The following is a 23,464-nucleotide window of genomic DNA, read 5'->3' as shown; positions in this document are numbered from 1 at the left end:
AGCTTCTCCAGGCTGGAAGCCATCGCACATGTGGCCGGACTGTCCATGGCTGTCACACCTCGCCCCTACGCTGAATCCCACAAATAGGTCTCGACACCGGGGGGTTGTGTGGCGATCGACGGTGGTCGCGTTGCTGCTCGTGGGTTCCAGTATCAGTACCTGCGCACGGTGGAAGCTTTGTTGGTCGGCATGCAGCAGAGTGAGGTGACTGCTTGTCGTGTCGAGGGGCCGGGGAATGCGGTGTCGGTCCACCATGTGGATTCGGTCGATTTCGATCTGGTCGACGCCTCTGGTCGCTCGCTGCTTGCGGTGCAGGTTAAGAGTGCTGGTGCGGGACGGATCGTAAGGGCGCGCGAGGCGGTGTCGGTGCTGGTTCACCTGGTCACCGGCTTCGAAGCCGACCAATACCGTTTGATCACGTCCGCTGTGCCGGACGAAGGCTGTCTGCGTCTGGGTGAGCTGCTGAAGCGCCACGGTGGGGACGTTTCGCGTCTCAAGGTGGGGCTTGAGGAGCTCCTGGTACGGGCTCCGGCCGCCTGGGGCCTCTGTCAGGCGTTGTCCGAGGAGCACTGGGACCGCTTGGGGCGTGCGGGCATTGAGTTCGATGGCCGCAGTGATGAGCAGTTGCGTGAAGACCTCCAGGGTGCGCTGCGTTTGGAGCGGGAGCGCGCTGGGCGAGGTCTGTCCGGTCGGGCCGGTGGGCTTGTACTGGGCTGTTTGGTTGCAGAGGTGATGCGTCGGGCAGCTGATCCCGGTCTGGCTCAGTGGGATGTGAGCGATTTTCGCCGGTCGGTGCTGGTCAGTGATGAGGAACTGCGTTCGGCTTTGGGCCGGCAGGATCTGGGCATCGTGTTTGGGCAGGTGCCTCCGGTTCCGGAGGTGGACCGGTCCCACCTCGTCGAGAAGGTGGGCGAGGTACTGCTGGGTGGACAGGATTCAGCGCAGGGTGTGCTGACGTGTGTCATCACGGGTTTGTCGGGCCTGGGGAAATCCAGTCTTGCTGCCGCGTACATCGCGGCTGAGGCCTTCCGCTATGACGCTGTGTTCTGGGTTGATGCTGAGACCGAAGAGTCTTTGGTGGCGTCGTTCGTCAGGGTGCTGGCACACCTAACGGGTAGGACGGAGCAGACGGAGGTGCGCGACCCCAGGCTGTTACGTGAGCGGGTTCACGCCGAGCTGCAGTCGCTGCCTGGGCGTTGGCTCATGGTTCTTGACGACGCGAGCCAGTCTGTTGTCGGCGCCTGGATTCCCCGTCAGGGACGTGGCCGGGTCATCGTGACGGCGCTGGGTGGTCATTGGCCGAGGGTGGACGGGCGCATTGATCTAGATCCGATGAGTCGCGAGGAAGCACTGGAGCTGCTGCAGTTGCGGCTGTCGGTTGGTGCACAGGAGGCCGCCGAGCACGCATCGGCGCTGTCCCGGCTGGCGGACGTATTGGAGTACTGGCCGTTGGCCATCGAGGTGGCGTGTGGCTATCTGGTCAGCTGCGGTGTGGGCCTGGAACGGATTGCGGCCTATTCGGAGACCTTGGTTCACCGGGCGGCCGATGATGAGCAGTCGGTGCCTGCCGGGTACCCGCGGACTCTGGCCGCTGCGGTCGCGCTGACAGTGGATCGCCTGGCGATCAGTGCGCAAGGCCGCGGCCTGCTGCAGCCAACTCTGGTCACGGTAGCGGCGCTGTGCTGGCTCGCACCGCGTCGGGTGCCAGTGCATCTGGCTGCGGCATGTGCGTTCTACGACCCCGAGAACATGCCGCCTTCTCCGAGGTGGCTGGTCTTCGATGAGGTGCATGTACCGGTACGGGAGGTCATGCGCGAGTTGCTCAACGTCTCCCTTGTGCGCTGGGACGAGCCGCTGCCGGGCCGGGGCGAGTCGTTCCCCGGCAGTGATGACACTGTGTCAATGAACTCGGTACTGCAGCAGATCATCGGCCGGTACCTGGAGATGGACGAGGAAGAGGGCACGGCCGCTTTGTCGGCTCTTGCCTTTCACACGGACCGCTGGCTGCGTGGGGCCCTCCTTACCGGCCAGGCCGAGCGGACCTGGGAGCTGGCCCAGCACGCCACTGCGCTCGTGGGGCACATCCGCTCGGCAGGGACAGCAGACACATTCACGGCTCTGCTCATGGGCAACCTCGCCGCGTTCCATCACGCCCATGGCCAGTACGAGTCCGCGCAGCGGCTGCTCGAGCAAGAACTGGAATGGCTGGTGCAGGCCGGCGACCCGGACGAGGGAATGGCCGCCCAGGCGCGTACGTCGCTCGCCCATCTCGTTCATATGCGCAAGCAGGACGGCGGCGCCGCCTGCATTGCCGACTATCTGGGCCCTGTGCTGGGCTATCTGCGCAGGCTTGAGGGCCACCTGCACGACAACGTCTCCGACCTGCCAGGTAAGGCATCCTTGATCTTGCAGATGCAACTGCGTAGAGAATCCGACCCTAGGCTGGAGGATCTGCTGAAGGGGTATCGTGCCCTTGCCGACGGTCTGCCCTCAGCCGAGAGGGAGCAGACGGTGCAGGACCTCCTGACTATCCAGGACTTGATCGGGCAGGGAGAGGCCGAGCGTGCCGAACACGCCGTTACCAAGGCCCTGGTCGGATGTGCTGATCCTTGGTCTTCGAGCACTGCCGACCTGAGGCGTCTGTTGGTCGAGGCGTTGGTTCTGCAGGACAAATGGGCCGAGGCCGATGCCGCCTTCACCGACTTCGTGCCCTATGCCGGCCCCCACACCCTCCACGGGTTTGCCGTTCATCACTTGGTGCACAACGTCGGCTGTCAGTCCGCCTGGAAATGGGTGCTGACCGGGGAGCAGCGTGCGGTGCAGTTGCTCGGGCGCCTGCTGCAAGAGACCTGCATCGCCGACAATCCGGCGTACGAGACAGGTACCGACGAAGCACGGTTCATCTTGTTGCAGGCGGTCCACGAAGGCTGGCGCGCCATGCACGAGGGCGCCGACGACGCGGATCCTCTTGTGCTGCTTGCCCGCCTTAGGGACAAGACGTTCACCGATCCGCACGATCCCGGGAGTGTGTGGGAGAGGATCTACCAGGGATTGATTCCGCGGCTATCAGCCGTTGCGGGTGAGACCGCACACCGCCTCCAGCAAGAGGTCGGCGAATCCGTGCTTGCCGAGTTTTCGCCGATGCTGCAGGCGAATGAGGACCTGCGTGCCGTGTACGAGGAGGCCAGCTGCCATTCGGTGTTGTCGCTGTCCACGGACCCGGTCTACGGGTTTCTCGCTGGCCGCTCCAGCCTTGACATTCTGCTGCCTGAAATCAAGAAGCTGATGCCGGCGTCGAGAGCTTTGGCCATCCTGGAGCCTGATCAGATGATCGGCGCCACTTTGCTCGAGAACGGTGAGACAGTCGAGCTGCAGATCCACCGGGCCTGCGGCAAGGGTCTGCGTCGTCTGGTTGGGCCACAGCCGACCATCCCCTCACCGCGGCACCTCACGCTCACCATCGCGGGCCGAAGGCTGACTCTCGAGCACGACGACGGCACCGTGATTGCCCGCGCCAATGCCATGGCATCAGGCCGGTGGCGGCAGGCAGCACGCGATCGTGGCAGCGTGCTCGTGCTGTACGGCTACGGTCTAACCCTCAGCGACCCGGCCGCGCATCGGCAACTCATGACGGACCCTTCAGAAGTACACCGCCGGTTCGCCGAGGCGAGCGGCAACGGCCTGCTTGCGGCTGCCCTCGTCTCCGTGCGCATACAGCCCGGTTCGACCAGTCCGGAACCAGCCGCAACGGCAGTCCGCCAACAGCCTTCGCGTACTACCCGCGCTCGGCGGAAAGGGCGACGCAGGTAGGTTCCTGGCGCTTTGCTGGCAAGCAGATGAAAGCGGCGACAGCCGTGGCTGGCCAGCTCGGTAACCAGGATGGCTCTGTTCACGAGAACGCTCCCGTGAACAGAGCCCCTAGGAGCCTTGACTCCTGAGCTCGCCGTGATGGTCGGCTGCCGATCCCCTGTCGTGACAGTGTCCACAGCCGCTTAGGGCGTCCGCCTCGGACTAGAGGCCTCCCCACAGAACCTCCGCCGAACGGAGGTCTTGACTTTGGAGAGCGGTTGGCCGCAGCCCAGGATCTTGTCTTGCCCATCCATGTAAGGACATGCCGTTGGTCCGCGACTGGTCCGGACAGGCCTCCGCAAAGCAAACGGAGAACGCCCAGGGTTTCGATCTGATTACCTGGAGTGACTTCGATGGCTTCTCCGAGAGGCTTAACGCCAGCTCCCGGCAATGGACTTCACGCCTCTAGAAGAACCCAAGCTTCTTGGGCGAGTAGCTACAAAGAATATTCTTCGTCTGCTGGTAGTGGTTCAGCATCATCTTGTGGGTTTCCCGGCCGATGCCCGACTGTTTGTAGCCGCCGAAGGCGGCGTGGGCCGGGTAGGCGTGGTAGCAGTTGGTCCAGACTCGGCCTGCCTGGATGGCTCGGCCGGCTCGGTAGGCGGTGGTGCCGTTGCGGGTCCAGACGCCGGCGCCCAGGCCGTAGAGGGTGTCGTTGGCCAGGGTGACGGCGTCGTCGAGGTCGGTGAAGGACGTCACGGCGACGACGGGGCCGAAGATCTCCTCCTGGAAGATCCGCATGCGGTTGTGGCCCTCGAAGATGGTGGGCTGGACGTAGTAGCCGCCCGCGAGTTCGCCGTCGAGGTGGGCGCGGGCGCCGCCGGTGAGGGGGCGGGCGCCTTCCTGGCGGGCGATGTCGAGGTAGGAGAGGATTTTTTCCAGCTGGTCGTTGGAGGCCTGGGCGCCGATCATCGTGTCGGTGTCCAGGGGGTGGCCGGGGCGGATGAGTTCGGTGCGGGCGACGGCGGCGTCGAGGAAGGCGGCGTAGTGGCCGCGCTGGACGAGGGCCCGGGAGGGGCAGGTGCACACCTCGCCCTGGTTGAGGGCGAACATGGTGAAGCCCTCGAGGGCCTTGTCGAGGAAGTCGTCGTCGGCGGCGGAGACGTCGTCGAAGAAGATGTTGGGGCTCTTGCCGCCCAGTTCGAGGGTGACCGGCTTGAGGTTCTCCGAGGCGTACTGCATGATCAGCCGGCCCGTGGTGGTCTCGCCGGTGAACGAGATCTTGGCCACCCGGGGGCTCGAGGCCAGCGGCTTGCCGGCCTCGACGCCGAAGCCGTTGACGACGTTCACCACGCCCGGCGGGAGCAGGTCCGCCACGAGGTCGAGCCAGATGTGGATGGAGGCGGGGGTCTGCTCGGCCGGCTTGAGGACGGCGGTGTTACCGGCGGCCAGGGCGGGGGCCAGCTTCCAGGCGGCCATCAGGATGGGGAAGTTCCAGGGGATGATCTGCGCGACGACGCCCAGGGGTTCGTGGAAGTGGTACGCGACCGTGTCCTCGTCGAGTTCGGAGAGGCCGCCTTCCTGGGCGCGTATGGCGCCCGCGAAGTAGCGGAAGTGGTCGATGGCGAGCGGGATGTCCGCGGCGAGCGCCTCGCGGATCGGCTTGCCGTTCTCCCAGGTTTCGGCGACCGCCAGGATCTCGAGGTTCTGCTCCATGCGGTCGGCGATGCGGTTCAGGACGAGGGCGCGTTCGGCGGGGGAGGTGCGGCCCCAGGCGGGGGCGGCGGCGTGGGCGGCGTCCAGGGCGCGTTCGACGTCCTCAGCGGTGCCGCGCGCGATCTCGGTGAAGGGGAGGCCGGTCACCGGGGTGGGGTTCTCGAAGTACCGGCCCTGCTTGGGCGGTACGTACTCGCCGCCGATCCAGTGGTCGTAGCGCGGCCGGTAGCTGACGATGGCCTCGGGGGTGCCCGGGCTGGCGTAACGGGTCATGCCGGGGACGCTAGGCCCGCGCGGGTTGCGCGAACGTTGCCCGCAAGCCCCGCGCACGCGCCGCCACCGCGCCGCGGTGCGGCGCGCTCTCCGGCAGCGCCGCCAGGAGCCGCTCCCACACCTCCAGGTCGTCCTCGCCCCACGGGCTGTCGGCCCACAGCTGGAGCGCCGCCGCGTCCCCGCTGCCCAGGACCGCCCGCCGCAGCCGGTCCTCCAGCAGCCGGCGCAGCCGGCACACGCCCGGTGCCTCCGACGCCGGGAGCAGCGGGCCGTCGTACGCCCGGACCGCCGCCCGCAGGTCGCCCGCCGCCAGCCGGTGCTCCACGTCCGCCACGTCCGTCTCGACCCGCCCCGTCAGCCGGTACGGGCGGGAGGCCAGCAGGTCGCCGGCCAGCCGGCGCAGGCGCGAGATCTCCGCGCGCAGCGTCACCATGGGCACCGGGCGGTCCCCGTAGAGCGCGTCGGACAGCCGCTCGCCGGTCAGGCCGTCGGGGTGCGCGGCCAGCAGGACCAGGATCTCGCTGTGTCGTCTGCCCAGCCGTACGCGCCGTCCGTCCGTCGTCAGCAGCGCCTCGTCCCGGCCCAGTGCCGACAGCGCGTCGCGGGGGCCGGGGGCTTCGGCCGCCAGGTGGGCCTCGGCCGCGCGCGCGGTGGCCTGGACCAGGGCCAGGCTGTGCGGGGCCGCCAGGTGGTCGCCGCCGGTGATGTCCACCGCGCCCAGCAGCCGGCCCGTGGCGGGGTCGTGGACGGGGGCGGCGGCGCAGGTCCAGGGCTGGGCCAGGCGGTTGTAGTGCTCGGTGGCGAAGATCTGCACGGCGTGGTCCAGGGCCAGCGCCGTGCCCGGCGCGTTGGTGCCGGCGTGCCGTTCGTCCCAGCGGGCGCCGGGGACGAAGTTCATGTGTTCGGCGCGGCCGCGGACGCCCGCGTGGCCCTCCACCCAGAGCATCCGGCCTGACGCGTCGCAGACCGCGAGGAGGTGGGCCCCGTCGTCGGCGATCGAGCCCAGGAGCTCGCGGAAGACGGGCATCGCGCGAGCCAGCGGGTGGGCGCGGCGGTAGCCCTCCAGGTCCGCGTCGGTCAGCTCGAGCGGTGCCACGAACTCCGGCGCGGGCAGCGCCGCGGCCGAGCGGCGCCAGGAGTCGGCGACGACCGTACGCAGCGCCGGGTCGATCTCCCGGCCGGAGACGAACGCGCCGAGCTCGCCGCCGGAGACGAACGCCGCGTGCGCGGAACCGACCGCGCCCCTGCGCTCGGCGGGATCGACGCCGGACGCCATCGCCAGCCACGGGTTGACCACGTGGCCCTCCCCTCCCATGGAGTCGGCCGCCCGCCGAACGATACCGCTCAACTCCGGTGCCGTTGAGGGTCGTCGCGGGTACAACCACGTCAGGGAAAGCTTGCGGTGCACATGTCACAGCGGCGACGCTGGCCCCTGCAGCAACGGCAACTCCCTTACGTACGAGCAGAATCCAGCACTTCCGAATGCCAGCACTCCCGAATGGAAAGACAGCCATGCGCCAGGTCCTCGCCGACATAGCCGAACGCACCCTCGCCGCCTACGTGACCACATTCCTCGGTCTGATCATCGCCGACGGGTTCGACCTCACCGACGTCTCCGCGCTCAAGGCCGCGGCCGTCGCCGCGCTGCCCGCCGCACTGTCGGTGATCAAGGGCGCGATCGGCAGCCGCATCGGCGACAAGGGCAGCGCGGCCTGGCTCCCGCGGCGCGCCGGCCGGGACGCCTCGTCCGGGGCGCGGTAGCGGAACGGCGTCGTTCACACGGGGTGTGCGCGGAGCACCCGCGCACACCCCCTCGCACACGCTCCCGCCCGGCGCCGGTACGCGGTTGACTCGATCTCGCGAGTCCCACTGGCGCGACGGGACCGGGTTGCCGGTCATTCCCCCCGAGCCGGCGGCCCACCGCCCCGTACCGCCGGGCGGACGGTACGGGGCGGAGCCATGCGCCCGGGCGGGGGGTCGTACGGGCATCTTCGCGCCCCCGGTGTCGGGCCGCGGGGGACGGGTGCAACGATGTCCCCGTCATGAAAGAAGGGCAGCAGACCGGACAGGGGCCGCGCACGCTGCGAGCCGGTGTGTTCGCAGCGGTCTGTGTGCTGCTCGCCGCCCTGGGCCATGCCGTCATGTCCGGGACCACCGTCCCGTGGTGGGCCATAGCCGTCGCGCTGACGGTGACGGGCAGCTGCGCGTGGTTCCTCGCGGGCCGCGAGCGCGGCCCGCTGCTGATCACGCTCGCGACGGTGGGCGCGCAGACGGGGCTGCACTCCTTCTTCTCACTCGCCCAGAACGTCGCCCGGAACGTCGTGCTCACCGCGGCCACCCCGGGCTCCGGCCCCCTCCCGCAGGTACCCGGTGACGCGACCTGCGGCGGCATTCCCCCGGCCGACGCGGCCTCCGGCATGGGCGTGCCGCCCGTGCCCCTGGACCCGGGCATGAGCATGGGGACGGGCGGCATGGGCGGCATGCACGCCGGCCACGGCGCCCTCGGCATGTGGTCCGCGCACATCCTGGTCGCCCTCGTCTGCGGCCTGTGGCTCTCCGGCGGCGAACAGGCGGCCTTCCGCCTCGGCCGGACCCTCGGCGCACGGCTCTTCGCGCCGCTGCTCTTCCTCTTCCACGACGTACCGGCCCGCCCGGGCCCGCCGCGCGTCCGCGCCTCCCAGGCGCGCGCAGCGCAACGGCTGCGGCAGCTGCTGTACGCCCACGTCCTCGCCCAGCGGGGTCCTCCGGCGGCCCTCGTCGCCGTCGCCTGACGGCGGCCGACAGGCCGTATCCACGTCACCGGGCAGGCCCGCCCATGAGGCCGGGCGCCCGGATTCCAGGAAGGACCCAGGGCGATGACCCCTGCCCTCATCCCGCCGGCGCCGCCGGAACCCTCACCTTCGCCGAGCTGTTCCCGCCGCTCCCGCCGCTCCCGCCGTTCCCGCCATGCGGACCGTTCACGCCGGCCCTCGTCCGGCCGCTCACGCCAGGTCGAGAGCCGCCGCGAGGACTCTCAGCCGGCGCGCCCGTTCGCCCCAGCCGTGGCAGTCGGCGCATGCGTCCAGATGAGCGTCGAGCGCCTCGGGACGGACATCCGGCGGCAGCTCCTCGCCGTCGACGCGGGCGGATATGGCGGTACGGGCCTCACTGCAGTGCACCCAGCCATCGTCCCCGGCGGCCGCCGCGCCCCGCGCACCACCCCCCGTGCGGGAGGCCGCCGTGCGTGACGACGAGAGCGTGACCGCCTGGGCGCTCGCCGCGCGCGGCGGCGACGCCGACGCGGTGGAACGTTTCATCCGCGCTACGCAGAACGATGTACGGCGCTACGTGGCCCGTCTGAGCAACGATCCGCAGGGCGCGGACGACCTCGTACAGGAGACGTATCTGCGGGCCCTGCGTTCGCTGCCGCGCTTCGAGGGCCGTTCCTCGGCCCGGACCTGGCTGCTGTCCATCGCCCGCCGGACGGTCGTGGACCGGCTGCGCTTCCAGGCCGCCCGCCCGCGGCTGTCCGACACGGACGACTGGCAGTCGGCCGCCGAGCGCGCCCAGTCCGCGGAGTTGCCGGGCTTCGACGAGGGCGTCGCGCTCTCGCAGCTGCTCGACCGGCTGCCCTACGAGCGGCGTGAAGCGTTCGTCCTCACCCAGATGCTGGGGCTGCCGTACGCGGAGGCCGCGATCGTCGCGGGCTGCCCGGTCGGTACGGTCCGCTCCCGCGTGGCACGGGCGCGTGAGGCGCTGATCGTGCAGCTGGAGACGGCCGAGCGGGCGGTGAGCGCGTCCGCGCCTCCCGCGGTGCGGACGCCCGCCGTCCGCGCCTCCGCGCGGGCGGCGCGCGTCCCGGCGCTCGCGGGGTAGCGGCCCGCCGCACCCATGACGAGGGGGCCACGGTGTACGTCCGTACACCGTGGCCCCCTCGCGCGTCGTCGCCGCCCTCAGCTGCCCGGGCGCACGACCACCGCCTCCGCCCGGACCACACCGCTCTCGCGGAAGCGCAGGACGAGCGGGAGCCGCTCGCCGACCTGCAGCTTGGGCGGCCGGTAGACCATGATGTCCAGGCCGTGCGGCGACATCTCCAGCGTGCCGCGCGCGGGGACGGTCGCGGAGCCGACCATCTTCATGGAGCCGGCGCCGTTCTTCACCACCGTCCGGCTGAGCATCGCCCCGCCCGCCGTCGGCACGTCGACGCCGACGAGCTCGTCGGCCACGTCGCCGGTGTTGCGCAGCCGGACCGTCGCCGCCGTGTTGTCCAGGCCGAAGGGGAGCAGGACGCGGGCGTCCTCGACCGTCACCGACGCCGGGCGGCCCGCCGCCCCGGACGCCGTCCAGGCGGTCAGCCCGCCCAGGGCCAGGGCGCACGCCGCCACCGGGACGAGGGCGGCCCGGGCGGTGCGGACGAGGGAAGCCGTCGAGTCGTTCATTGGATGCCACCTCGTGCCCGTGCCGGTGTCTGTTCCTGCGCCTGTACCTGTGCCTGTGCCTGTGCCTGTGCCGGCGTTTCCTCCCGTGCCTGTTCCCGCGCCGGAGTCCGCTGGGGCGCGTTCCGTGCGGGCCTGGTCCGCGCGGCGCCCGCGGGGCGCGGCTGCCAGCCGCGCAGCCGCAGGCTGTTGCCCACGACCAGCAGCGAGCTGGCGGACATCGCCGCCGCCGCGAGCATCGGGCTCAGCAACCCGACCGCGGCGAGCGGCACGGTGACCAGGTTGTAGCCGAACGCCCAGAGGAGGTTGGACCGTACGGTCAGCGAGGTGCGCCGGGCGAGGCGGACCGCGTCGGCCAGGGCGCTCATGTCCTCGCGTACGAGCGTGACGTCCGCCGCCCCGATGGCCGCGTCGGTGCCGCCGCCCATCGCGATGCCGAGGTCCGCCCCGGCGAGGGCCGCGGTGTCGTTGACGCCGTCGCCGATGACCGCGACCCGGTGGCCGCGCTCGCGCAGGGTGCGGACGAGGTCCGCCTTGTCCTCGGGGGTGGCTCGGGCGTGGACCTCGCCGATGCCCAGCTCGGTGGCGACGGCCCGGGCGGCCGCCTCGCTGTCGCCGGTGGCCAGCACCGGGCGCAGCCCGAGGCGCTTGAGGTGGTCGACGGCGCGGTAGCCGCCGGGGCGGACGGTGTCGCCGAGGGCGATGACGGCCCGCGGGGTGCCGTCGATCGTGACGACGACGGCGGTACGGCCGTGCTCCTCGGCCCGGCGCAGGGCGTCGGCGAGCGGCGGCCGCAGGGCCGCCGGCCCCTCGGCGTCGCCGGCCCGTTCCCCCTCCGGCCGGACCACCTCCACCACGCGGCCGTCCACCACGGCCCGTACGCCCACGCCCGGGGTCGCCACGAAGTCCGTCGCCGGGGGGAGGGGGGCGGAGGTCGTCGCCGACGCGTGGGCGTGGATCGCCCGGCCGACGGGGTGTTCGGAGCCGGACTCGGCCGCGGCCGCGAGGCGCAGGATCTCCTCGTCGTCGACCGGAGCGGCGACCGGCGCGCCCGGGGCCGCCGCCCCGGTGCCGGTGGCCTCCGCGCCCGTGACCTCCGCGCCCGTGAGCTCCCCGTCGGTGGCCTCCGCGCCCGTGAGATCCCCGGCCGTGAGCTCCGCGCCCGGGCCCCCGGCGACCGCGACCTCGGTGACCGTCATCGACCCCGTCGTCAGCGTGCCGGTCTTGTCCAGCACGACGGTGTCCACGCGCCGCAGGCTCTCCAGCGCCTGCGGGCCGCTGACCAGGATGCCCAGGCCGGCGCCCCGGCCGGTGGCGGCCAGCAGGGCGGTCGGCGTGGCCAGGCCCAGGGCGCACGGGCAGGCCACCACGAGCACCGCGACGGCCGCGGTGACGGCCGCCTGCGGGGAGGCGCCCGCGCCCAGCCAGAAGCCGAGCACGGTGACGGCGACGGTCAGGACCGCCGGGACGAAGACGCCCGCGACCGCGTCCGCGACGCGCTGCACGCGGGCCTTGCCCGCCTGCGCCTCCTCCACCAGCCGGGCGATGCGGGCGAGTTGCGTGTCCGCGCCGACCGCCTCGGCCCGTACCTCCAGGAGGCCGCCGGAGTTCACCGCGCCGCCCACCACGGCCGAGCCCGGCCCGGCCTCCACCGGTGCGCTCTCGCCCGTGACCAGCGACAGGTCCAGCGCCGAGCTGCCGGCCACGACCACGCCGTCGGTCGCCACCCGCTCGCCGGGCCGGACGACGAACCGGTCGCCGACCCGCAGCCGCCCGATCGGCACGCGCTCCTCGGTGCCGTCGGCCGCCCGCACCACCACGTCCTTGGCCGCGAGCGAGGCGAGCGCCCGCAGCGCGGAGCCCGTGCCGCGCCGCGCCCGCGCCTCGAGCAGCCGGCCGGTCAGCACGAACAGCGGGACGCCGACCACCGCTTCGAGGTACACGTCCGCCGTGTCGCCCATCGCCGTCGGCACGAGGGTGAACGGCATCGTCATCCCCGGCTCCCCGGCGCCGCCGAGGAAGAGCGCGTACGCCGACCAGAGGTAGGAGGCCAGGACGCCGAGGGAGACGAGGGTGTCCATGGTGGCGGCCGAGTGCCGCAGCCCGCGCAGCGCCCGCTGGTGGAACGGCCACGACCCCCACACCGCGACAGGCGAGGCCAGCACGAAGCACAGCCACTGCCAGTTGCGGAACTGCAGCGCCGGCACCATGGACAGCACCAGCACCGGAACGGACAGCGCGGCCGTGATCATCAGCCGGTCGCGGGCCGGGGCGTCCGGCCTGCCGCCGTCGTCCTCGGTCGGCGCGTCGGCGGTCGGCGGCTCGGGCAGCGCGGCCGTGAAGCCCGCGCCCTCGATGACGGCCACCAGGTCGGCGACGGTCACGGACTCCGGGTGGCTGACGCGGGCCCGGCCGGTGGCAAGGTTGACGGTCGCGCTGACGCCCTCGAGGCGGCCGACCTTCTTCTCGATGCGCGCCACGCACGCCGCGCACGTCATCCCGCCGACGACCAGTTCGGTCGTGGTGACGGCGGGGTCGGTCGTCGTACTCATCAGTGCCTCATCCCCGGCATGCCGCCCATGTCCCCGCCGGATCCGTTCCGCGAGCCCCCATCGGAGCCGGTTCCGGACCCGGACCCGGACCCGGAGTCGCCACCGCCGGTGCGGTGCATACCCGGTGACACCGGGCCGGCCGCCGAGCCCGCCGCGTAGGACACGCCGAAGACGGCGGACAGCAGCAGGACGAAGCCGGCCAGGGTGGCGTACGGACGAAGAGGAGGGCGTGTTCGGCGTGCGGTCATCGCCGCATCGTGACACGCCGCGAGCCGCCCGCGTCCTTCCGCGCAGCCCGCTCGGCGCGTGAGGATTATCCCTTTCGCACCCGGGAACCAGCGGGCCCCCGCAGCCGACTACCCAGAGATTGCGGCAGGTGGTTCCGCTGCTTCCGCATACGCGTACGAACCCCCGGGAACTCGCCCCGCGTTCCGTACGACTTCCTTGGGGTCCACGACTTCGCGAGGAGATCCCCACCGTGTCCCTGCCCGACCCCGTACCTCTCTACGGCCCCGAGTACAAGCGCGATCCGTACCCGCTGTACGAGCGGATGCGCGCCGCCGGCCCCGTCCACCGGGTGCTCTTCCCCAGCGGGGTCACGGCCTGGCTCGTCACCGGGCACGCCGCCGCCCAGCGGACCCTCGCGGACCCCCGGCTGGGCAAGAACCACGCGCTCGGCAACGATCGCTGGCGCGAACGCGCCTCGATCATGCCGGAGCCCCAGCACTCCCAGCTCCAGGTCCACCTGCTCCACCAGGACGCGCCCAAGCACACCGCCATGCGCCGCCTGATCACCGACGCGTTCGCGCCGCGCCGCATGGAGGAGCTGCGGCCGCGCTTCCAGGAGATGGCCGACGCCCTCGTCGACGCCATGCCCGCCGAGGCGGGGACGGCCGACCTCGTGCGCTGCTTCGCCGCCCGCTTCCCCTTCCAGGTCCTCGCCGAGGTCATCGGGCTGCCCCCGCACCTGGCCGCCCGCTTCCGCCGCGACTGGGGCAAGGTCGTGGCGCCCGTCGGCCCCACCGACCCCGGCCGCCCCGCCTACGAGGCGCTGCTGCGCGAACTGCAGGAGTACATCGCCGAGGTCGTCGCCGACCGCCGGGAGCACCCCGGGGACGGCCTGCTCAGCCGCCTGGTCACCGCCCGTGACGAGGGCGAGCTGAGCGCGGAGGAGCTGGACTCCATGATCTTCCAGCTGCTGGTGGCGGGCCAGGAACCCGTCACCAACCAGATCACCACCGCCCTGGTGTCCCTGATGCGCCATCCGCGGGCGATGGAGCGGCTGCGGGCCGAGCCCGCCCTGATGCCGGCCGCGGTCGAGGAACTGATGCGCCTCGACAGCGCCTTCGAGCTCACCACCTGGCGCTTCCTCGCCGAGGACGCCGACCTGCACGGCACCCGCGTCCCGGCCGGCGACTCCGTGATCGTCTCGCTGTGCGCCGCCAACCGCGACCCCGAGCGCTTCCCCGACCCCGACACCCTCGACCTGGACCGGGCCCAGGGCCCGCACCTGGCCTTCGGGCACGGCGTCCACTTCTGCCCCGGCGCGGCCCTGGCCCGCATCGAGATGCAGGTCGCCCTCGGCACCCTCCTCGCCCGGCTCCCGGGCCTGCGCCTGGACGTCGACGACGACGAGCTGCGCTGGATCCCCGCCGTCCTCGGCCGTGGCACCGCCGAACTCCCCGTCGCCTTCGAGGGGCCCGTGTGCCCCCGCTCCCGTGGATGACCGCCGCATGTCCCACACCACCCTGACCGCGAGCCCCGTGACCTCCGTGACCTCCACGACCACTCCGACCACGCCCTCCGCGACCTCGGTCGAGACGCGCATCCTCGGTCTCCTCCTGCCGTACCACCGCACCACCGCGGCGCCGGCCCCCGACCCGGCGGACCACCCCGAGCAGCTGCGCCAGATACGGCACTTCACCGACGCCGGCGAGCCCGTCCTCTTCACCCTCCCGGGCTTCCCCTGCAAGTCCCCCAACCCCGCCAAGGTCCTCGGGCACCTGCCCGACGAGGGCGAACGGCTCTCGCTCGCCTTCCTCGACCGGCTGTGCGGGCGCATCGGCGAGATATACGCGCCGGGGGCCCGCATGCTCATCTGCTCCGACGGCCATATCTTCGGCGACCTCATCAACGTCCCCGACGAGCACATCGACGCCTACGGCGACGCCCTGCGCGCCCTGATCCAGGATCAGGGCCTGCGCCACCTGGACACCTTCGACCTGCGCCACGTCCACGGCGACGCCGACTACGACACCAAGCGCGCCCTGGTCACCGAGGCCTACGCGCCCTCCCTCGAGGCACTGCGCGCGACGGCCCGCACCGACGACGAGACCGCCCGCCTCTACCGCGGCATCACCCGCTTCCTGTTCGAGGACACCGCGGACTTCCCCGGCACGCGCTCCGCCCTGCAGCGCGAGTGCCGCAGCCGGGCGTACGGCGTCATCGCCCGCAGCCGGGCGTGGGGCGACCTCATCGCGGACCACCACCCCCGGTCGGTGCGGCTGTCGATCCATCCCCAGCGGCCGGGCGCCGAGAAGTTCGGCATCCGTCTGCTGGAGGCGGCCGACGCCTGGGCGACGCCCTGGCACGCCGCCGTGCTGCGGGAGGCCGGGGGAGCGGCACGGCTGATGCGCCGCTCGGACGCCGAAAGGCTGGGGCGCCTCGTCCTGCGGGACGGGCACCCCAGCCACTACGAGGCCGGCCACGACGCCGGCGCGGCGGTCAGCTGACCGCCACCGCCTCGACGGAGGCCGGCGCCCGGTGATCGAAGGCGATCAGCGGGTCGCCGGTCAGCGGGTGCTCGACCACGGCCGCCCGCACCCCGAACACCTCGGCCAGCAGCCCGGGGGTGAGCACCTCGCGCGGCGTCCCGGACGCCACCACGGCCCCGTCGTGCAGCACGTGCAGCCGGTCGCACACGGAGGCGGCGGCGTTGAGGTCGTGCAGCGCGAGCAGTGTCGTACGGCGCTGCTCGCGCAGCAGGGCCAGCAGCTCCACCTGGTGACGGACGTCCAGGTGGTTCGTCGGCTCGTCCAGCACCAGCACCTTCGGGTCCTGGGCCAGCGCCCGGGCCAGCAGCACCCGCTGCCGTTCGCCGCCGGACAGCGCCGAGAAGCGCCGCCGGGCCGCGTGCGCCATGCCCACGCGGGCCAGCGCGCCGGCCACGGTGTCCCGGTCGGCCGCGTCCTCGCCCGCGAAGGCGCGCTTGTAGGGCGTACGGCCCATGGCGACGACCTCGCGGACCGACAGCTCGAAGTCGGTGCCCCGCTCCTGCGGCAGGGCCGCGACCTGCCGCGCGGACTCCACGGGCGTCAGCCGCCGGATGTCCGTACCGCCGACGAGCACCCGCCCGGCGTGGGGCGCCAGGTGCCGGTAGACGGTGCGCAGCACGGTCGACTTGCCGCTGCCGTTGGGGCCCACGAGCCCGGCGATCTCGCCGTCCTCGGCGAGCAGGTCGACTCCGGAGACCACCGTCCGCCCGGACAGCCTCACCTCGAGTCCCTCGATGGCGATCCTCACGGCCGCTCCAGTCGTCGGTCCAGCAGGTACAGCAGCGCCGGCGCGCCGATCAGCGAGGTGACCACGCCCACCGGCAGCTCCTGGTCGGGCAGCGCGGTGCGGGCCACCAGGTCGACGACGGTCAGCAGCACGGCGCCGAACAGCGCGGACACCGGCAGCAGCCGGCGGTGGTCGCCGCCCACCAGCATCCGGCAGGCGTGCGGCACCATCAGCCCCACGAACCCGATCGCCCCGGACACCGACACCAGGACACCCGTCAGCAGACTGGTGACGACGAACAGTTCGCGCCGCAGCCGGGTGACGTCCACGCCCAGCCCGGCGGCGGTCTCGTCGCCCATGAGCATCGCGTTGAGCGGCCGCGCCCGGGCCAGCAGCACGGCCGTCGCCAGGACGGTCGCCGCGGCGGGCAGGGCGAGGGTGGACCACTGGGCGCCGCCGAGGGAGCCCATCAGCCAGAACAGCGCGCCGTGCGTCTGCTGCTCGTCCCCGGTCTGCAGCACCAGGTAGTGGGTGAAGCCGGACAGGAACTGCCCGATGCCCACGCCCGCCAGCACCAGCCGCAGCGGCCGGAAGCCGCCCCCGCGCCGGGCGAAGGTCCACACCAGCGTGAAGGACGCCAGCGCCCCCACGAACGCCGCCGAGGACAGCCCGAGCCCCAGCGCCCCGCCCGCGCTCGCCCCCAGCACGATCGCCGAGACCGCGCCCAGCGACGCCCCGCTGGAGATGCCCAGCAGGTAGGGGTCGGCCAGCGGATTGCGGACCAGGGCCTGGACGGCCGTGCCGACCAGGCCCAGCCCCGCCCCCACCACGGCCGCCAGCAGGGCCCGGGGCATGCGCAGCTGCCACACGATCAGGTCCTGGGTGCCCGGCGCGGGCTCGCTGCCGCTGATGCCGCGGGCCACCGCCGACCACACCTCTCCCAGCGGCACCGAGGTCGAGCCCAGGCACACCGAGGCGGTCAGCGCCACCAGCAGGGCGACGCCCAGCGCGGCGCCGGCCCAGCCGGCGCCCACCGTGCGTACGCCCCGCTCCCGCTCCTCCTCCGCCTCTCCGGCGGTGGTGAGCGCCGTCATCTACTTGACCCGGTCCGGGTGCAGCGTGTGCGCGATCTCCCGCACCGTGTCCGCGCTGCGCACCCCGCCGATGGTGGTCTGCTCGGAGCGGATGCGCAGGAAGCGGCCGTCCTGGACGGCCTTGAGGTCCTTGGTCGCGGGGAAGGACTTGAGGAATTCGGCCGCCTCGTCGAAGGCCTTGGCGTTGGCCTCCTCGCTGCCCCGGTTGCGGACGGCCAGCTGGATGAAGTCGGGGTTCTTGGCGACGACGTCCTCCCAGCCGACGGGCTTGAAGTCGCCGTCGCAGTCGGCGAACACGTTGCGGCCGCCGGCCTGGGTGATCACGGCGTTGGCGACCTGGCGGTTGCAGACGGCCATCGGCTGCTTGGTGCCGGCGTCGAAGTCGAAGAGGAAGTAGGTGGGCCGCTTGTCCTCGGGCACGTCCTTGAGCGCGTCGCGCACCTCGCCCGTCTTCTTGCGCATCCCCGCGACCAGCTCGCCGGCGCGCTTCGAGGTGCCGGTCACCTTGCCGAGCTCCTCGATGTCGGCCTCCACGCCCGACAGGTCGGTGCGCGGGGACTTGTTCATCGACGCGCAGGCGGAGGACTTCAGGAAGACGTGCCGGATGCCGGCGGCCTTGAACTCCTCGGCGGTCGGGGCGTCGCCCATCTTGCCCATGTTCTTCATGGACGAGAACGAGTCGACGTACAGGTCGGCGCCCGAGCCCAGCAGCTTCTCCTTGGAGATCACGGTCCTGCCCAGCACCGGCACCTTCGCGCCCGCGCCGGCGTACTCGCCGGGCAGCGCGCCCTTGCCGGGCGGGAAGCCCGTACCGACGACCTTGTCACCCGCCCCCAGCCACAGCAGCAGCTCCAGACCGGCGGCATTGCTGGTGACGATCCGCCGGGGCGCCGAATCGAAGGTCGTCTTCGCCCCCACGCAGTCGCCGACGCTCACCGGGAAGCCGGCCCGGCCGGCCGCCGCCGCTCCCGCGTCGTCGGCCTTCTTCCCGTCACCGCCGCCACAGGCCGTCGCCGACAGGGCCACAGCGGCCAGCACACCGCACCACGCACGAGGGCGCATCAGTAAACACTCCAGAGTCGGACGTCATCGCATTCACCGGGGCCGCCGTTACGGTCCCGGACCAGATAGTCGGACGGCACGTCCGCCCAGTTCCCGCGTGTCGCGAAGAGGAGTGAGGAAAAGGGCACGGAAGGACGCATACGCTGGCCAGGGGCTCATCGGCCGGCTCGCCGGCCGGATCCGTCCACCGGCTCATCGCCCGCCTCGCCCGAGGAGTGCCCATGACCGAGCAGCTCGCCGAGATGCCCACCGACTGGCGACGGGCCCTGGCGATCGTCGCCCACCCCGACGACCTCGAGTACGGTGGCTCGGCCGCCGTCGCCGCCTGGACCGACGAGGGCCGTGAGTGCGCCTACCTGCTGGCCTCGTTCGGCGAGGCGGGCATCGACACCATCGGCCCCGCCGAGGCCGCGCCGCTGCGCGAGCGCGAACAGCGGGACTCGGCGGCCGCCGTGGGGGTGACGAGCGTGGAGTTCCTCGGCCACCTCGACGGCGTCATCGAGTACGGGGTCCAGCTGCGCCGAGAGTTCGCCGCCGCCATCCGCCGGCACCGCCCCGAGCTGGTGATCACCCTCAACCACCACGACACCTGGCCCGGCGGCACCCACTGGAACACCCCCGACCACCGGGCCGTGGGCCGCGCCGTCCTGGACGCCGTCGCCGACGCGGGCAACCGCTGGATCTTCCCCGACCTCGTCGAGGACGGCCTGCCGCCGTGGCAGGGCGTGCGCTACGTGGCCGTCGCGGGCTCGCCCCACCCCACGCACGCCGTCGACGCCCGGGCCGGCCTCGAGCGGGCGGTGCGTTCCCTGCTCTGCCACCGCACCTACATCCAGGCGCTCACCCGGGACGACCCGGAGACCTACTGCCGCACCTTCCTCGAGGGCAGCATGGCGGCCGTCGCCGAGCGGTTCGGCGGGCGGCCCGGCGTGGCCTTCGAGCTGTTCGTCACCGGCTGACCCACAGCTCCTTCGTACGCGGGCGCGTCGGGCCCGGGAGCCGCCGGCGCGCGTTCCATCACCAGCACCGCCACGTCGTCCTGCAGCCTGCCGCCGGTGTGCGCGGCCAGGTCGGCCCGCAGCCGCCGGAGCAGCTCGGGGGTGGGCAGGGCGGCCCAGGCGTCCAGCCGCTCGGCCAGCGGATAGAAGCCGCCGTCCCCGTCGCGCGCCTCGGTCACCCCGTCCGTGCAGGCCAGCACCCGGCAGTCGGCGGGCAGCGCGATCCGCCGGGCGGGCCGGGGCGCCGCCGCGAGCTCGCCCAGCCCCAACGGCAGGCCGGGCTCGGGCGGTTCCAGCTCGCGCACGCCGCCGTCCGCGCCGATGAGGAACGGCGCCGGATGGCCGCAGTCGACGAAGACCACCGGCACCTTCCCCTCGGCGGCGGCCGGCCCGTCGCCGTCGTGCTCCGTCCCGATGACCAGCGCGGTCACGAACTCCTCCGCCGCGTGCGCCTCCGGCGTGCTCGACCGGTACTCGTGCGAGCGGTGGTAGCGGGACAGCCCCTGCTCCATCGCCACCACCCCGCTGTCCAGCTCACGCCGGTGGTACGCCGCCTCCCGGAACGCCGTCAGCACCGCCGCCCCTGCCCCCAGCGTGCCGAGCCCCTTGCCCCGCACGTCGCCGATCAGCACCCGCGTCCCGTACGGGGTGTCGAGGACCTCGTAGATGTCGCCGCCGACCAGGGCCTCGCGCTGGGAGGAGACGTAGAAGCCGTCCACGACCATGCCGTGCGTGCGCAGCGGCAGCGGCCGCAGCAGGGCCCGCTGCGCCGCCTCCCCGGTGGCCCGCACCCGCTCCAGCAGTTCGTCGCCGTCCCGCCGCAGCCGGGCCACCGCGATGCTCACGCCGACCATGAGGGCGTTGCCCACGAAGGAGCCCACGCGGTTGACGGCCGCCACGTCCCCGGGCAGGACGCCGTGGTGGGCCACCATCAAGGAGAAGTCGGCGATCCCGATGAACACCGTCTGCGGGTAGGTGCACAGGACGGAGGCCATCACCGGTGCGAGGGCGGCGTAGACGTCGAACCGCAGGTCCGCCGGTGTCACCAGGTCGATGACGACGATGATCAGGAGATAGGTCAGGACGAGCGCGAAGGGCAATCTGCCCGACATCGACAGCGTGCGCGACACCGCGGCAGGACCTCCGGCCGGAAGGGGAAGGGAACGTGCGGAAACGGAACACGTCGACATTTCCAGACTTCGGCGGCGAATGCGTGGCGGCCGCCGCCGTGTCGGCGCTGTCCGTTCGGTTATTTCCGGACACCCTTGCTGACGCGGCGGCTTGACGCGGTGGCCTGACGCGGTGGCTCGACGCGGGGCGTCAGAGCTTGCGGTACGTCCGCGCGTCGGCGGTCGCCGCGAGGACGGCGTCGAGGTCGCCGCCCATCGACGCCGTCACCACCGCCGCCACCGCGCCCTCGACGAAGGGCGCGTCCGCGATGTGCGCCCCCTCGAACTCCTTCTCGGCCAGCAGCGTCCTGACGGTCAGTACCGCGCTGCCCATGTCGCACAGCACCACCACCCCGGCCCGCTGGTCGGCCTCCTCGACCGCGCGGCGGATCAGTTCGGCGTTGGTGCCGATGGCCCCGTCCGGCAGGCCGCCCGCCGGTACGGCCGGCGCCGGGTCGCCCGTGCCGACCAGGGCCCTGGCCAGCGCGGCGGTCGACTCGGCCACCTCGCGGCTGTGCGAGACGAGGACGACGCCGACCCGCCCGGCCGGCCGCTCCGGCGCCGCCCCGCTCGTCACCGAGGCCTCCACCTCGGCTTCCGTCCCGGCCTCCGCCTCGGCTCGCGGCGCGGCGGCGCACAGCGCCGGGTCCGTGGCCTCGTGGAGCGCGGTGACCAGCAGCGCGGAGGAGGTGGCGCCCGGGTCCTGGTGGCCGATGCTGCGCTCGCCCAGATAGCTGGCCCGGCCGCGCCGGGCGCGCAGCGGGATCGTCGCCTCGGCGCCCGCGCGGGCCGCCCGCGCGGCGGCCTCGAGGGCCGCGGCCGCGTCGCCCTCGCCGAGGGCCTCGGCGTAGGCGTCGGCGGCCGGCTGCAGCGCGTCGACCATCGTCTTGTCGCCGGGGGCCGAGTCGCCGAGCCGTCGTACGCTCGCCACGGCGGCGGCCAGCGCGCGCCCCAGGACGGCGGGTTCGACGACGGGGTCCTCGCCCAGGATCTTGCCCATGCGGCGCAGGACCGTGCCGTACAGCGGCCCCGAGGCGCCGCCGACCGTGTTGGTCAGGTGGGCGCCGACGGCGGTCAGCAGGGCGCCAGGGGTGGCGGGCGGGTCGGCGGCGAGGGTGTCGGCGGCGGAGGCGAAGCCGCGCTTGAGGTTGGCGCCGTGGTCGGCGTCGCCGATGGCGGCGTCGAGTTCGGTCAGGCGAGCGGACTCGGCGACGATGACGCGCGTCGCACGGTCGAGGAAGCGCTGGAAGAAGGCCAGGTCGAGCGTGACGGTCATGGGCGGCGGCTCCTTGTGCGGGCTCGGGTCCGCTCAGGGTAGTTCGGCCGGGCTGCCCATGACCGGATCGGAGGCGGGGCCTCGGATCAGTTGATCGCCTTGATGAGTTCGCCGTTCGCGGTGTCGCCGCTGAGCTCCCAGAAGAACGTGCCGCCCAGGTTCTGCCGGTTCTTGTAGGCCATCTTCCCGGCGATGGTCGCGGGGGTGTCGTAACTCCACCAGTCCGCGCCGCACTTGGCGTAGGCCGTGCCGCCCACCGTGCCGTTGGCCGGGCAGGTGGACTTCAGGACCTTGTAGTCCTCGAAGCCGGCCTCGTAGGTGCCCTTCGCCGGGCCGGTGGCCGTTCCGCCGGGTGCGGACTGGGTGACTCCGGTCCAGCCGCGGCCGTAGAAGCCCAGTCCCAGCAGGAGTTTGGAGGAGGGGATGCCCTGTGCGAGGAGCTTGGTGACGGTGGCGTCGGTGGAGAAGCCGGCCTTGGGGATGCCGCTGTAGGAGGTGAGGGGGGAGTGCGGGGCGGTGGGGCCCTTGGCCTCCCAGGCGCCGAAGTAGTCGTACGTCATGGGGTTGTACCAGTCGACGTAGCGCGCCGCACCGGCGTAGTCGACGGCGTCGATCTTGCCGCCGGGGGAGGCGTCGGCGGTGATGGCGGCCGTGACCAGGTTCCTCGTGCCGAACTTCGCGCGCAGCGCCGCCATCATGTCGCGGAAGGCGGTGCGGCCGCTGGTGTCGCAGGTCAGGCCGCAGGCGTTGGGGTACTCCCAGTCGATGTCGATGCCGTCGAAGACGTCGGCCCAGCGCGGGTCCTTGACCAGGTTGTAACAGGACTCGGCGAACGCGGTGGGGTTCCGGGCCGCCTCTCCGAAGCCGCCGGACCAGGTCCAGCCGCCGAAGGACCAGACCACCTTGAGGTTCGGGTGCAGCTTCTTGAGCTTGCGCAGCTGGTTGAAGTTGCCGCGCAGGGCTCCGTCGTCCCAGGTGTCGGCCTTGCCGTCGACACTGCCGGCGGCGTCGTAGGCCTTGTCGTAGTCGGCGTAGGCGTCGCCTATCGCGCACTTGCCGCCGCTGACGTTGCCGAAGGCGTAGTTGATGTGGGTGAGTTTCGCCGCGGAGCCGGAGGTCTCGATGTTCTTCACGTGGTAACCGCGTTCGTAGACGCCCCAGTTGGTGAAGTAGCCGACCACCCGGTGGCCGGCCGCGGTCTCGTCCGTACCGCCGTCCGCCGTGGCCGGGGTCGCCACGAGGCTGCTCGCCAGCAGGGCCGCGCCGGCGGCGGTCGCGATGATCAGGTCGCGGGGGTGATGTCCGTGCGTTCTGGGCATGGGGGTCTCCTCGGTGGGGTGGGGAGAGCGCTCTTGACATGGACGCGTTGAACGGTGGGGAAACCGTAGAAGGACTAGACCAATACGGTCAATGGTTCGGACCAAAACGCGGTCCGGTGCTGTTCATGATCGGCGGACCCGTGACGCCGGGGCCCCGATCGGGCATACTCCAACCCGCCACAGCCGCAGGTCACCGGATTCCGAGACCCGGGACGGGACCATCGGCCTGGGCACCCACCGGCGACGGCGCCGACACCCTTGCGCGCCCGCCGCCGTAGCGCCCGACAGGGAGGAGAGCCG

The 23,464-nt window shown here is 72.4% G+C and carries 19 protein-coding genes and 1 pseudogene; 7 read left to right on the top strand and 13 right to left on the bottom strand.

The annotated features are described in order from the left end of the window. Positions 1–108 precede the first annotated feature (108 nt). Positions 109–3,810: an NB-ARC domain-containing protein gene (locus tag AB4K12_RS23850; RefSeq protein WP_368436139.1), complete on the top strand. Its 3,702-nt coding sequence runs from the start codon at positions 109–111 to the stop codon at positions 3,808–3,810. A 444-nt stretch (positions 3,811–4,254) separates the two neighbouring features. Here AB4K12_RS23850 and AB4K12_RS23845 read toward each other — a convergent pair whose 3' ends face one another. Together AB4K12_RS23845 and AB4K12_RS23840 are read right to left on the bottom strand one after the other, a co-directional pair. Further along, complete coding sequence (locus tag AB4K12_RS23845; protein WP_368436138.1) at positions 4,255–5,778, bottom strand: aldehyde dehydrogenase family protein; 1,524 nt, start codon at positions 5,776–5,778, stop codon at positions 4,255–4,257. A gap of 10 nt (positions 5,779–5,788) precedes the next feature. Then, on the bottom strand, positions 5,789–7,075 hold the full coding sequence (locus AB4K12_RS23840; protein WP_368436512.1) for a GAF domain-containing protein: 1,287 nt from the start codon (positions 7,073–7,075) through the stop codon (positions 5,789–5,791). 215 nt (positions 7,076–7,290) lie between these two features. Here AB4K12_RS23840 and AB4K12_RS23835 point away from each other — a divergent pair, with 215 nt between their 5' ends. Next, positions 7,291–7,539 carry a holin gene (locus AB4K12_RS23835; RefSeq protein ID WP_368436137.1) on the top strand — a complete coding sequence of 83 codons (249 nt, stop codon included), beginning with the start codon at positions 7,291–7,293 and terminating at the stop codon, positions 7,537–7,539. 332 nt (positions 7,540–7,871) lie between these two features. Beyond that, a complete protein-coding gene (locus AB4K12_RS23830; RefSeq protein ID WP_368436136.1) occupies positions 7,872–8,549 on the top strand; it encodes a hypothetical protein in 678 nt (225 codons plus the stop codon). Positions 8,550–8,759: 210 nt separating this feature from the next. On the opposite strand, the gene AB4K12_RS23825 is transcribed toward AB4K12_RS23830, so the two are convergent. Beyond that, entirely contained in the window at positions 8,760–8,936 is a 177-nt protein-coding gene (locus AB4K12_RS23825) for a zf-HC2 domain-containing protein (protein ID WP_086573201.1), read from the bottom strand. Between the two features lie 61 nt (positions 8,937–8,997). Between AB4K12_RS23825 and AB4K12_RS23820 the strand changes: the two genes are divergently transcribed. Beyond that, a complete protein-coding gene (locus AB4K12_RS23820) occupies positions 8,998–9,633 on the top strand; it encodes a sigma-70 family RNA polymerase sigma factor (protein WP_368436135.1) in 636 nt (211 codons plus the stop codon). 77 nt (positions 9,634–9,710) lie between these two features. Here AB4K12_RS23820 and AB4K12_RS23815 read toward each other — a convergent pair whose 3' ends face one another. The 3 genes from AB4K12_RS23815 to AB4K12_RS23805 are packed head-to-tail and all read right to left on the bottom strand — an operon-like array spanning position 9,711 to position 12,993. Next, on the bottom strand, positions 9,711–10,196 hold the full coding sequence (locus AB4K12_RS23815) for a copper chaperone PCu(A)C (protein WP_368436134.1): 486 nt from the start codon (positions 10,194–10,196) through the stop codon (positions 9,711–9,713). After that, positions 10,193–12,745 (bottom strand): heavy metal translocating P-type ATPase, encoded by a 2,553-nt coding sequence (locus tag AB4K12_RS23810; RefSeq protein ID WP_368436133.1) that lies wholly within the window; start codon positions 12,743–12,745, stop codon positions 10,193–10,195. The genes AB4K12_RS23815 and AB4K12_RS23810 overlap by 4 nt, the downstream gene beginning before the upstream one ends. Next, positions 12,745–12,993, bottom strand: coding sequence for a hypothetical protein (locus tag AB4K12_RS23805; protein ID WP_368436132.1), 249 nt, complete (start codon positions 12,991–12,993; stop codon positions 12,745–12,747). Before AB4K12_RS23805 ends, AB4K12_RS23810 begins: the two co-directional genes overlap by 1 nt. A 221-nt stretch (positions 12,994–13,214) precedes the next feature. Between AB4K12_RS23805 and AB4K12_RS23800 the strand changes: the two genes are divergently transcribed. Continuing rightward, the gene (locus tag AB4K12_RS23800) at positions 13,215–14,471 is read left to right on the top strand and encodes a cytochrome P450 (RefSeq protein ID WP_368436510.1); all 1,257 of its coding nucleotides are present in this window, start codon (positions 13,215–13,217) and stop codon (positions 14,469–14,471) included. A 7-nt stretch (positions 14,472–14,478) separates the two neighbouring features. Beyond that, the gene (locus AB4K12_RS23795; protein WP_368436131.1) at positions 14,479–15,477 is read left to right on the top strand and encodes an L-tyrosine/L-tryptophan isonitrile synthase family protein; all 999 of its coding nucleotides are present in this window, start codon (positions 14,479–14,481) and stop codon (positions 15,475–15,477) included. On the opposite strand, the gene AB4K12_RS23790 is transcribed toward AB4K12_RS23795, so the two are convergent. From AB4K12_RS23790 to AB4K12_RS23780, 3 genes are read right to left on the bottom strand one after another with little or no spacing between them, the layout of a single operon-like run. After that, complete coding sequence (locus AB4K12_RS23790) at positions 15,470–16,267, bottom strand: ABC transporter ATP-binding protein (protein WP_207247243.1); 798 nt, start codon at positions 16,265–16,267, stop codon at positions 15,470–15,472. The two genes, AB4K12_RS23795 and AB4K12_RS23790, sit on opposite strands and share 8 nt — an antisense overlap. Then, positions 16,264–17,340, bottom strand: a complete 1,077-nt coding sequence (locus tag AB4K12_RS23785) for an iron ABC transporter permease (RefSeq protein ID WP_086573211.1) — start codon at positions 17,338–17,340, stop codon at positions 16,264–16,266. Before AB4K12_RS23785 ends, AB4K12_RS23790 begins: the two co-directional genes overlap by 4 nt. Beyond that, on the bottom strand, positions 17,341–18,402 hold the full coding sequence (locus AB4K12_RS23780; RefSeq protein ID WP_368436130.1) for an ABC transporter substrate-binding protein: 1,062 nt from the start codon (positions 18,400–18,402) through the stop codon (positions 17,341–17,343). A gap of 221 nt (positions 18,403–18,623) precedes the next feature. On the opposite strand from AB4K12_RS23780, the gene AB4K12_RS23775 reads away from it, so the two are divergent. Further along, entirely contained in the window at positions 18,624–19,361 is a 738-nt protein-coding gene (locus AB4K12_RS23775) for a PIG-L deacetylase family protein (protein ID WP_086573215.1), read from the top strand. On the opposite strand, the gene AB4K12_RS23770 is transcribed toward AB4K12_RS23775, so the two are convergent. The 4 genes and pseudogenes from AB4K12_RS23770 to AB4K12_RS23755 form a co-directional block, all read right to left on the bottom strand. Next, entirely contained in the window at positions 19,265–20,512 is a 1,248-nt protein-coding gene (locus AB4K12_RS23770) for a PP2C family protein-serine/threonine phosphatase (RefSeq protein ID WP_368436129.1), read from the bottom strand. The two genes, AB4K12_RS23775 and AB4K12_RS23770, sit on opposite strands and share 97 nt — an antisense overlap. Before the next feature lie 208 nt (positions 20,513–20,720). Further along, positions 20,721–21,146 carry a dihydroxyacetone kinase phosphoryl donor subunit DhaM gene (gene dhaM, locus AB4K12_RS23765; RefSeq protein WP_368436508.1) on the bottom strand — a complete coding sequence of 142 codons (426 nt, stop codon included), beginning with the start codon at positions 21,144–21,146 and terminating at the stop codon, positions 20,721–20,723. A gap of 84 nt (positions 21,147–21,230) precedes the next feature. Continuing rightward, positions 21,231–21,845 (bottom strand): annotated as a pseudogene (dhaL, locus tag AB4K12_RS23760) (dihydroxyacetone kinase subunit DhaL); the annotation flags it as partial. 86 nt (positions 21,846–21,931) lie between these two features. Next, positions 21,932–23,164 (bottom strand): glycoside hydrolase family 18 protein, encoded by a 1,233-nt coding sequence (locus AB4K12_RS23755; RefSeq protein ID WP_368436128.1) that lies wholly within the window; start codon positions 23,162–23,164, stop codon positions 21,932–21,934. Between the last annotated feature and the right edge of the window lie 300 nt (positions 23,165–23,464).

This window comes from Streptomyces sp. C36, from assembly GCF_040932295.1.
Classification (GTDB): domain Bacteria; phylum Actinomycetota; class Actinomycetes; order Streptomycetales; family Streptomycetaceae; genus Streptomyces; species Streptomyces triculaminicus.
This window is presented reverse-complemented; position numbering and strand designations above follow the sequence as displayed.

What these genes read in the sequence shown, in the direction of transcription:
- AB4K12_RS23845 (WP_368436138.1), bottom strand. Translation starts at nt 5,778, where the DNA reads ATGACCCGTTACGCCAGCCCGGGCACCCCCGAGGCCATCGTCAGCTAC.
- AB4K12_RS23835 (WP_368436137.1), top strand. Translation starts at nt 7,291, where the DNA reads ATGCGCCAGGTCCTCGCCGACATAGCCGAACGCACCCTCGCCGCCTAC.
- AB4K12_RS23815 (WP_368436134.1), bottom strand. Translation starts at nt 10,196, where the DNA reads ATGAACGACTCGACGGCTTCCCTCGTCCGCACCGCCCGGGCCGCCCTC.
- AB4K12_RS23810 (WP_368436133.1), bottom strand. Translation starts at nt 12,745, where the DNA reads ATGAGTACGACGACCGACCCCGCCGTCACCACGACCGAACTGGTCGTC.
- AB4K12_RS23805 (WP_368436132.1), bottom strand. Translation starts at nt 12,993, where the DNA reads ATGACCGCACGCCGAACACGCCCTCCTCTTCGTCCGTACGCCACCCTG.
- AB4K12_RS23795 (WP_368436131.1), top strand. Translation starts at nt 14,479, where the DNA reads ATGTCCCACACCACCCTGACCGCGAGCCCCGTGACCTCCGTGACCTCC.
- AB4K12_RS23785 (WP_086573211.1), bottom strand. Translation starts at nt 17,340, where the DNA reads ATGACGGCGCTCACCACCGCCGGAGAGGCGGAGGAGGAGCGGGAGCGG.
- AB4K12_RS23780 (WP_368436130.1), bottom strand. Translation starts at nt 18,402, where the DNA reads ATGCGCCCTCGTGCGTGGTGCGGTGTGCTGGCCGCTGTGGCCCTGTCG.
- AB4K12_RS23775 (WP_086573215.1), top strand. Translation starts at nt 18,624, where the DNA reads ATGACCGAGCAGCTCGCCGAGATGCCCACCGACTGGCGACGGGCCCTG.
- AB4K12_RS23770 (WP_368436129.1), bottom strand. Translation starts at nt 20,512, where the DNA reads ATGTCGGGCAGATTGCCCTTCGCGCTCGTCCTGACCTATCTCCTGATC.
- AB4K12_RS23755 (WP_368436128.1), bottom strand. Translation starts at nt 23,164, where the DNA reads ATGCCCAGAACGCACGGACATCACCCCCGCGACCTGATCATCGCGACC.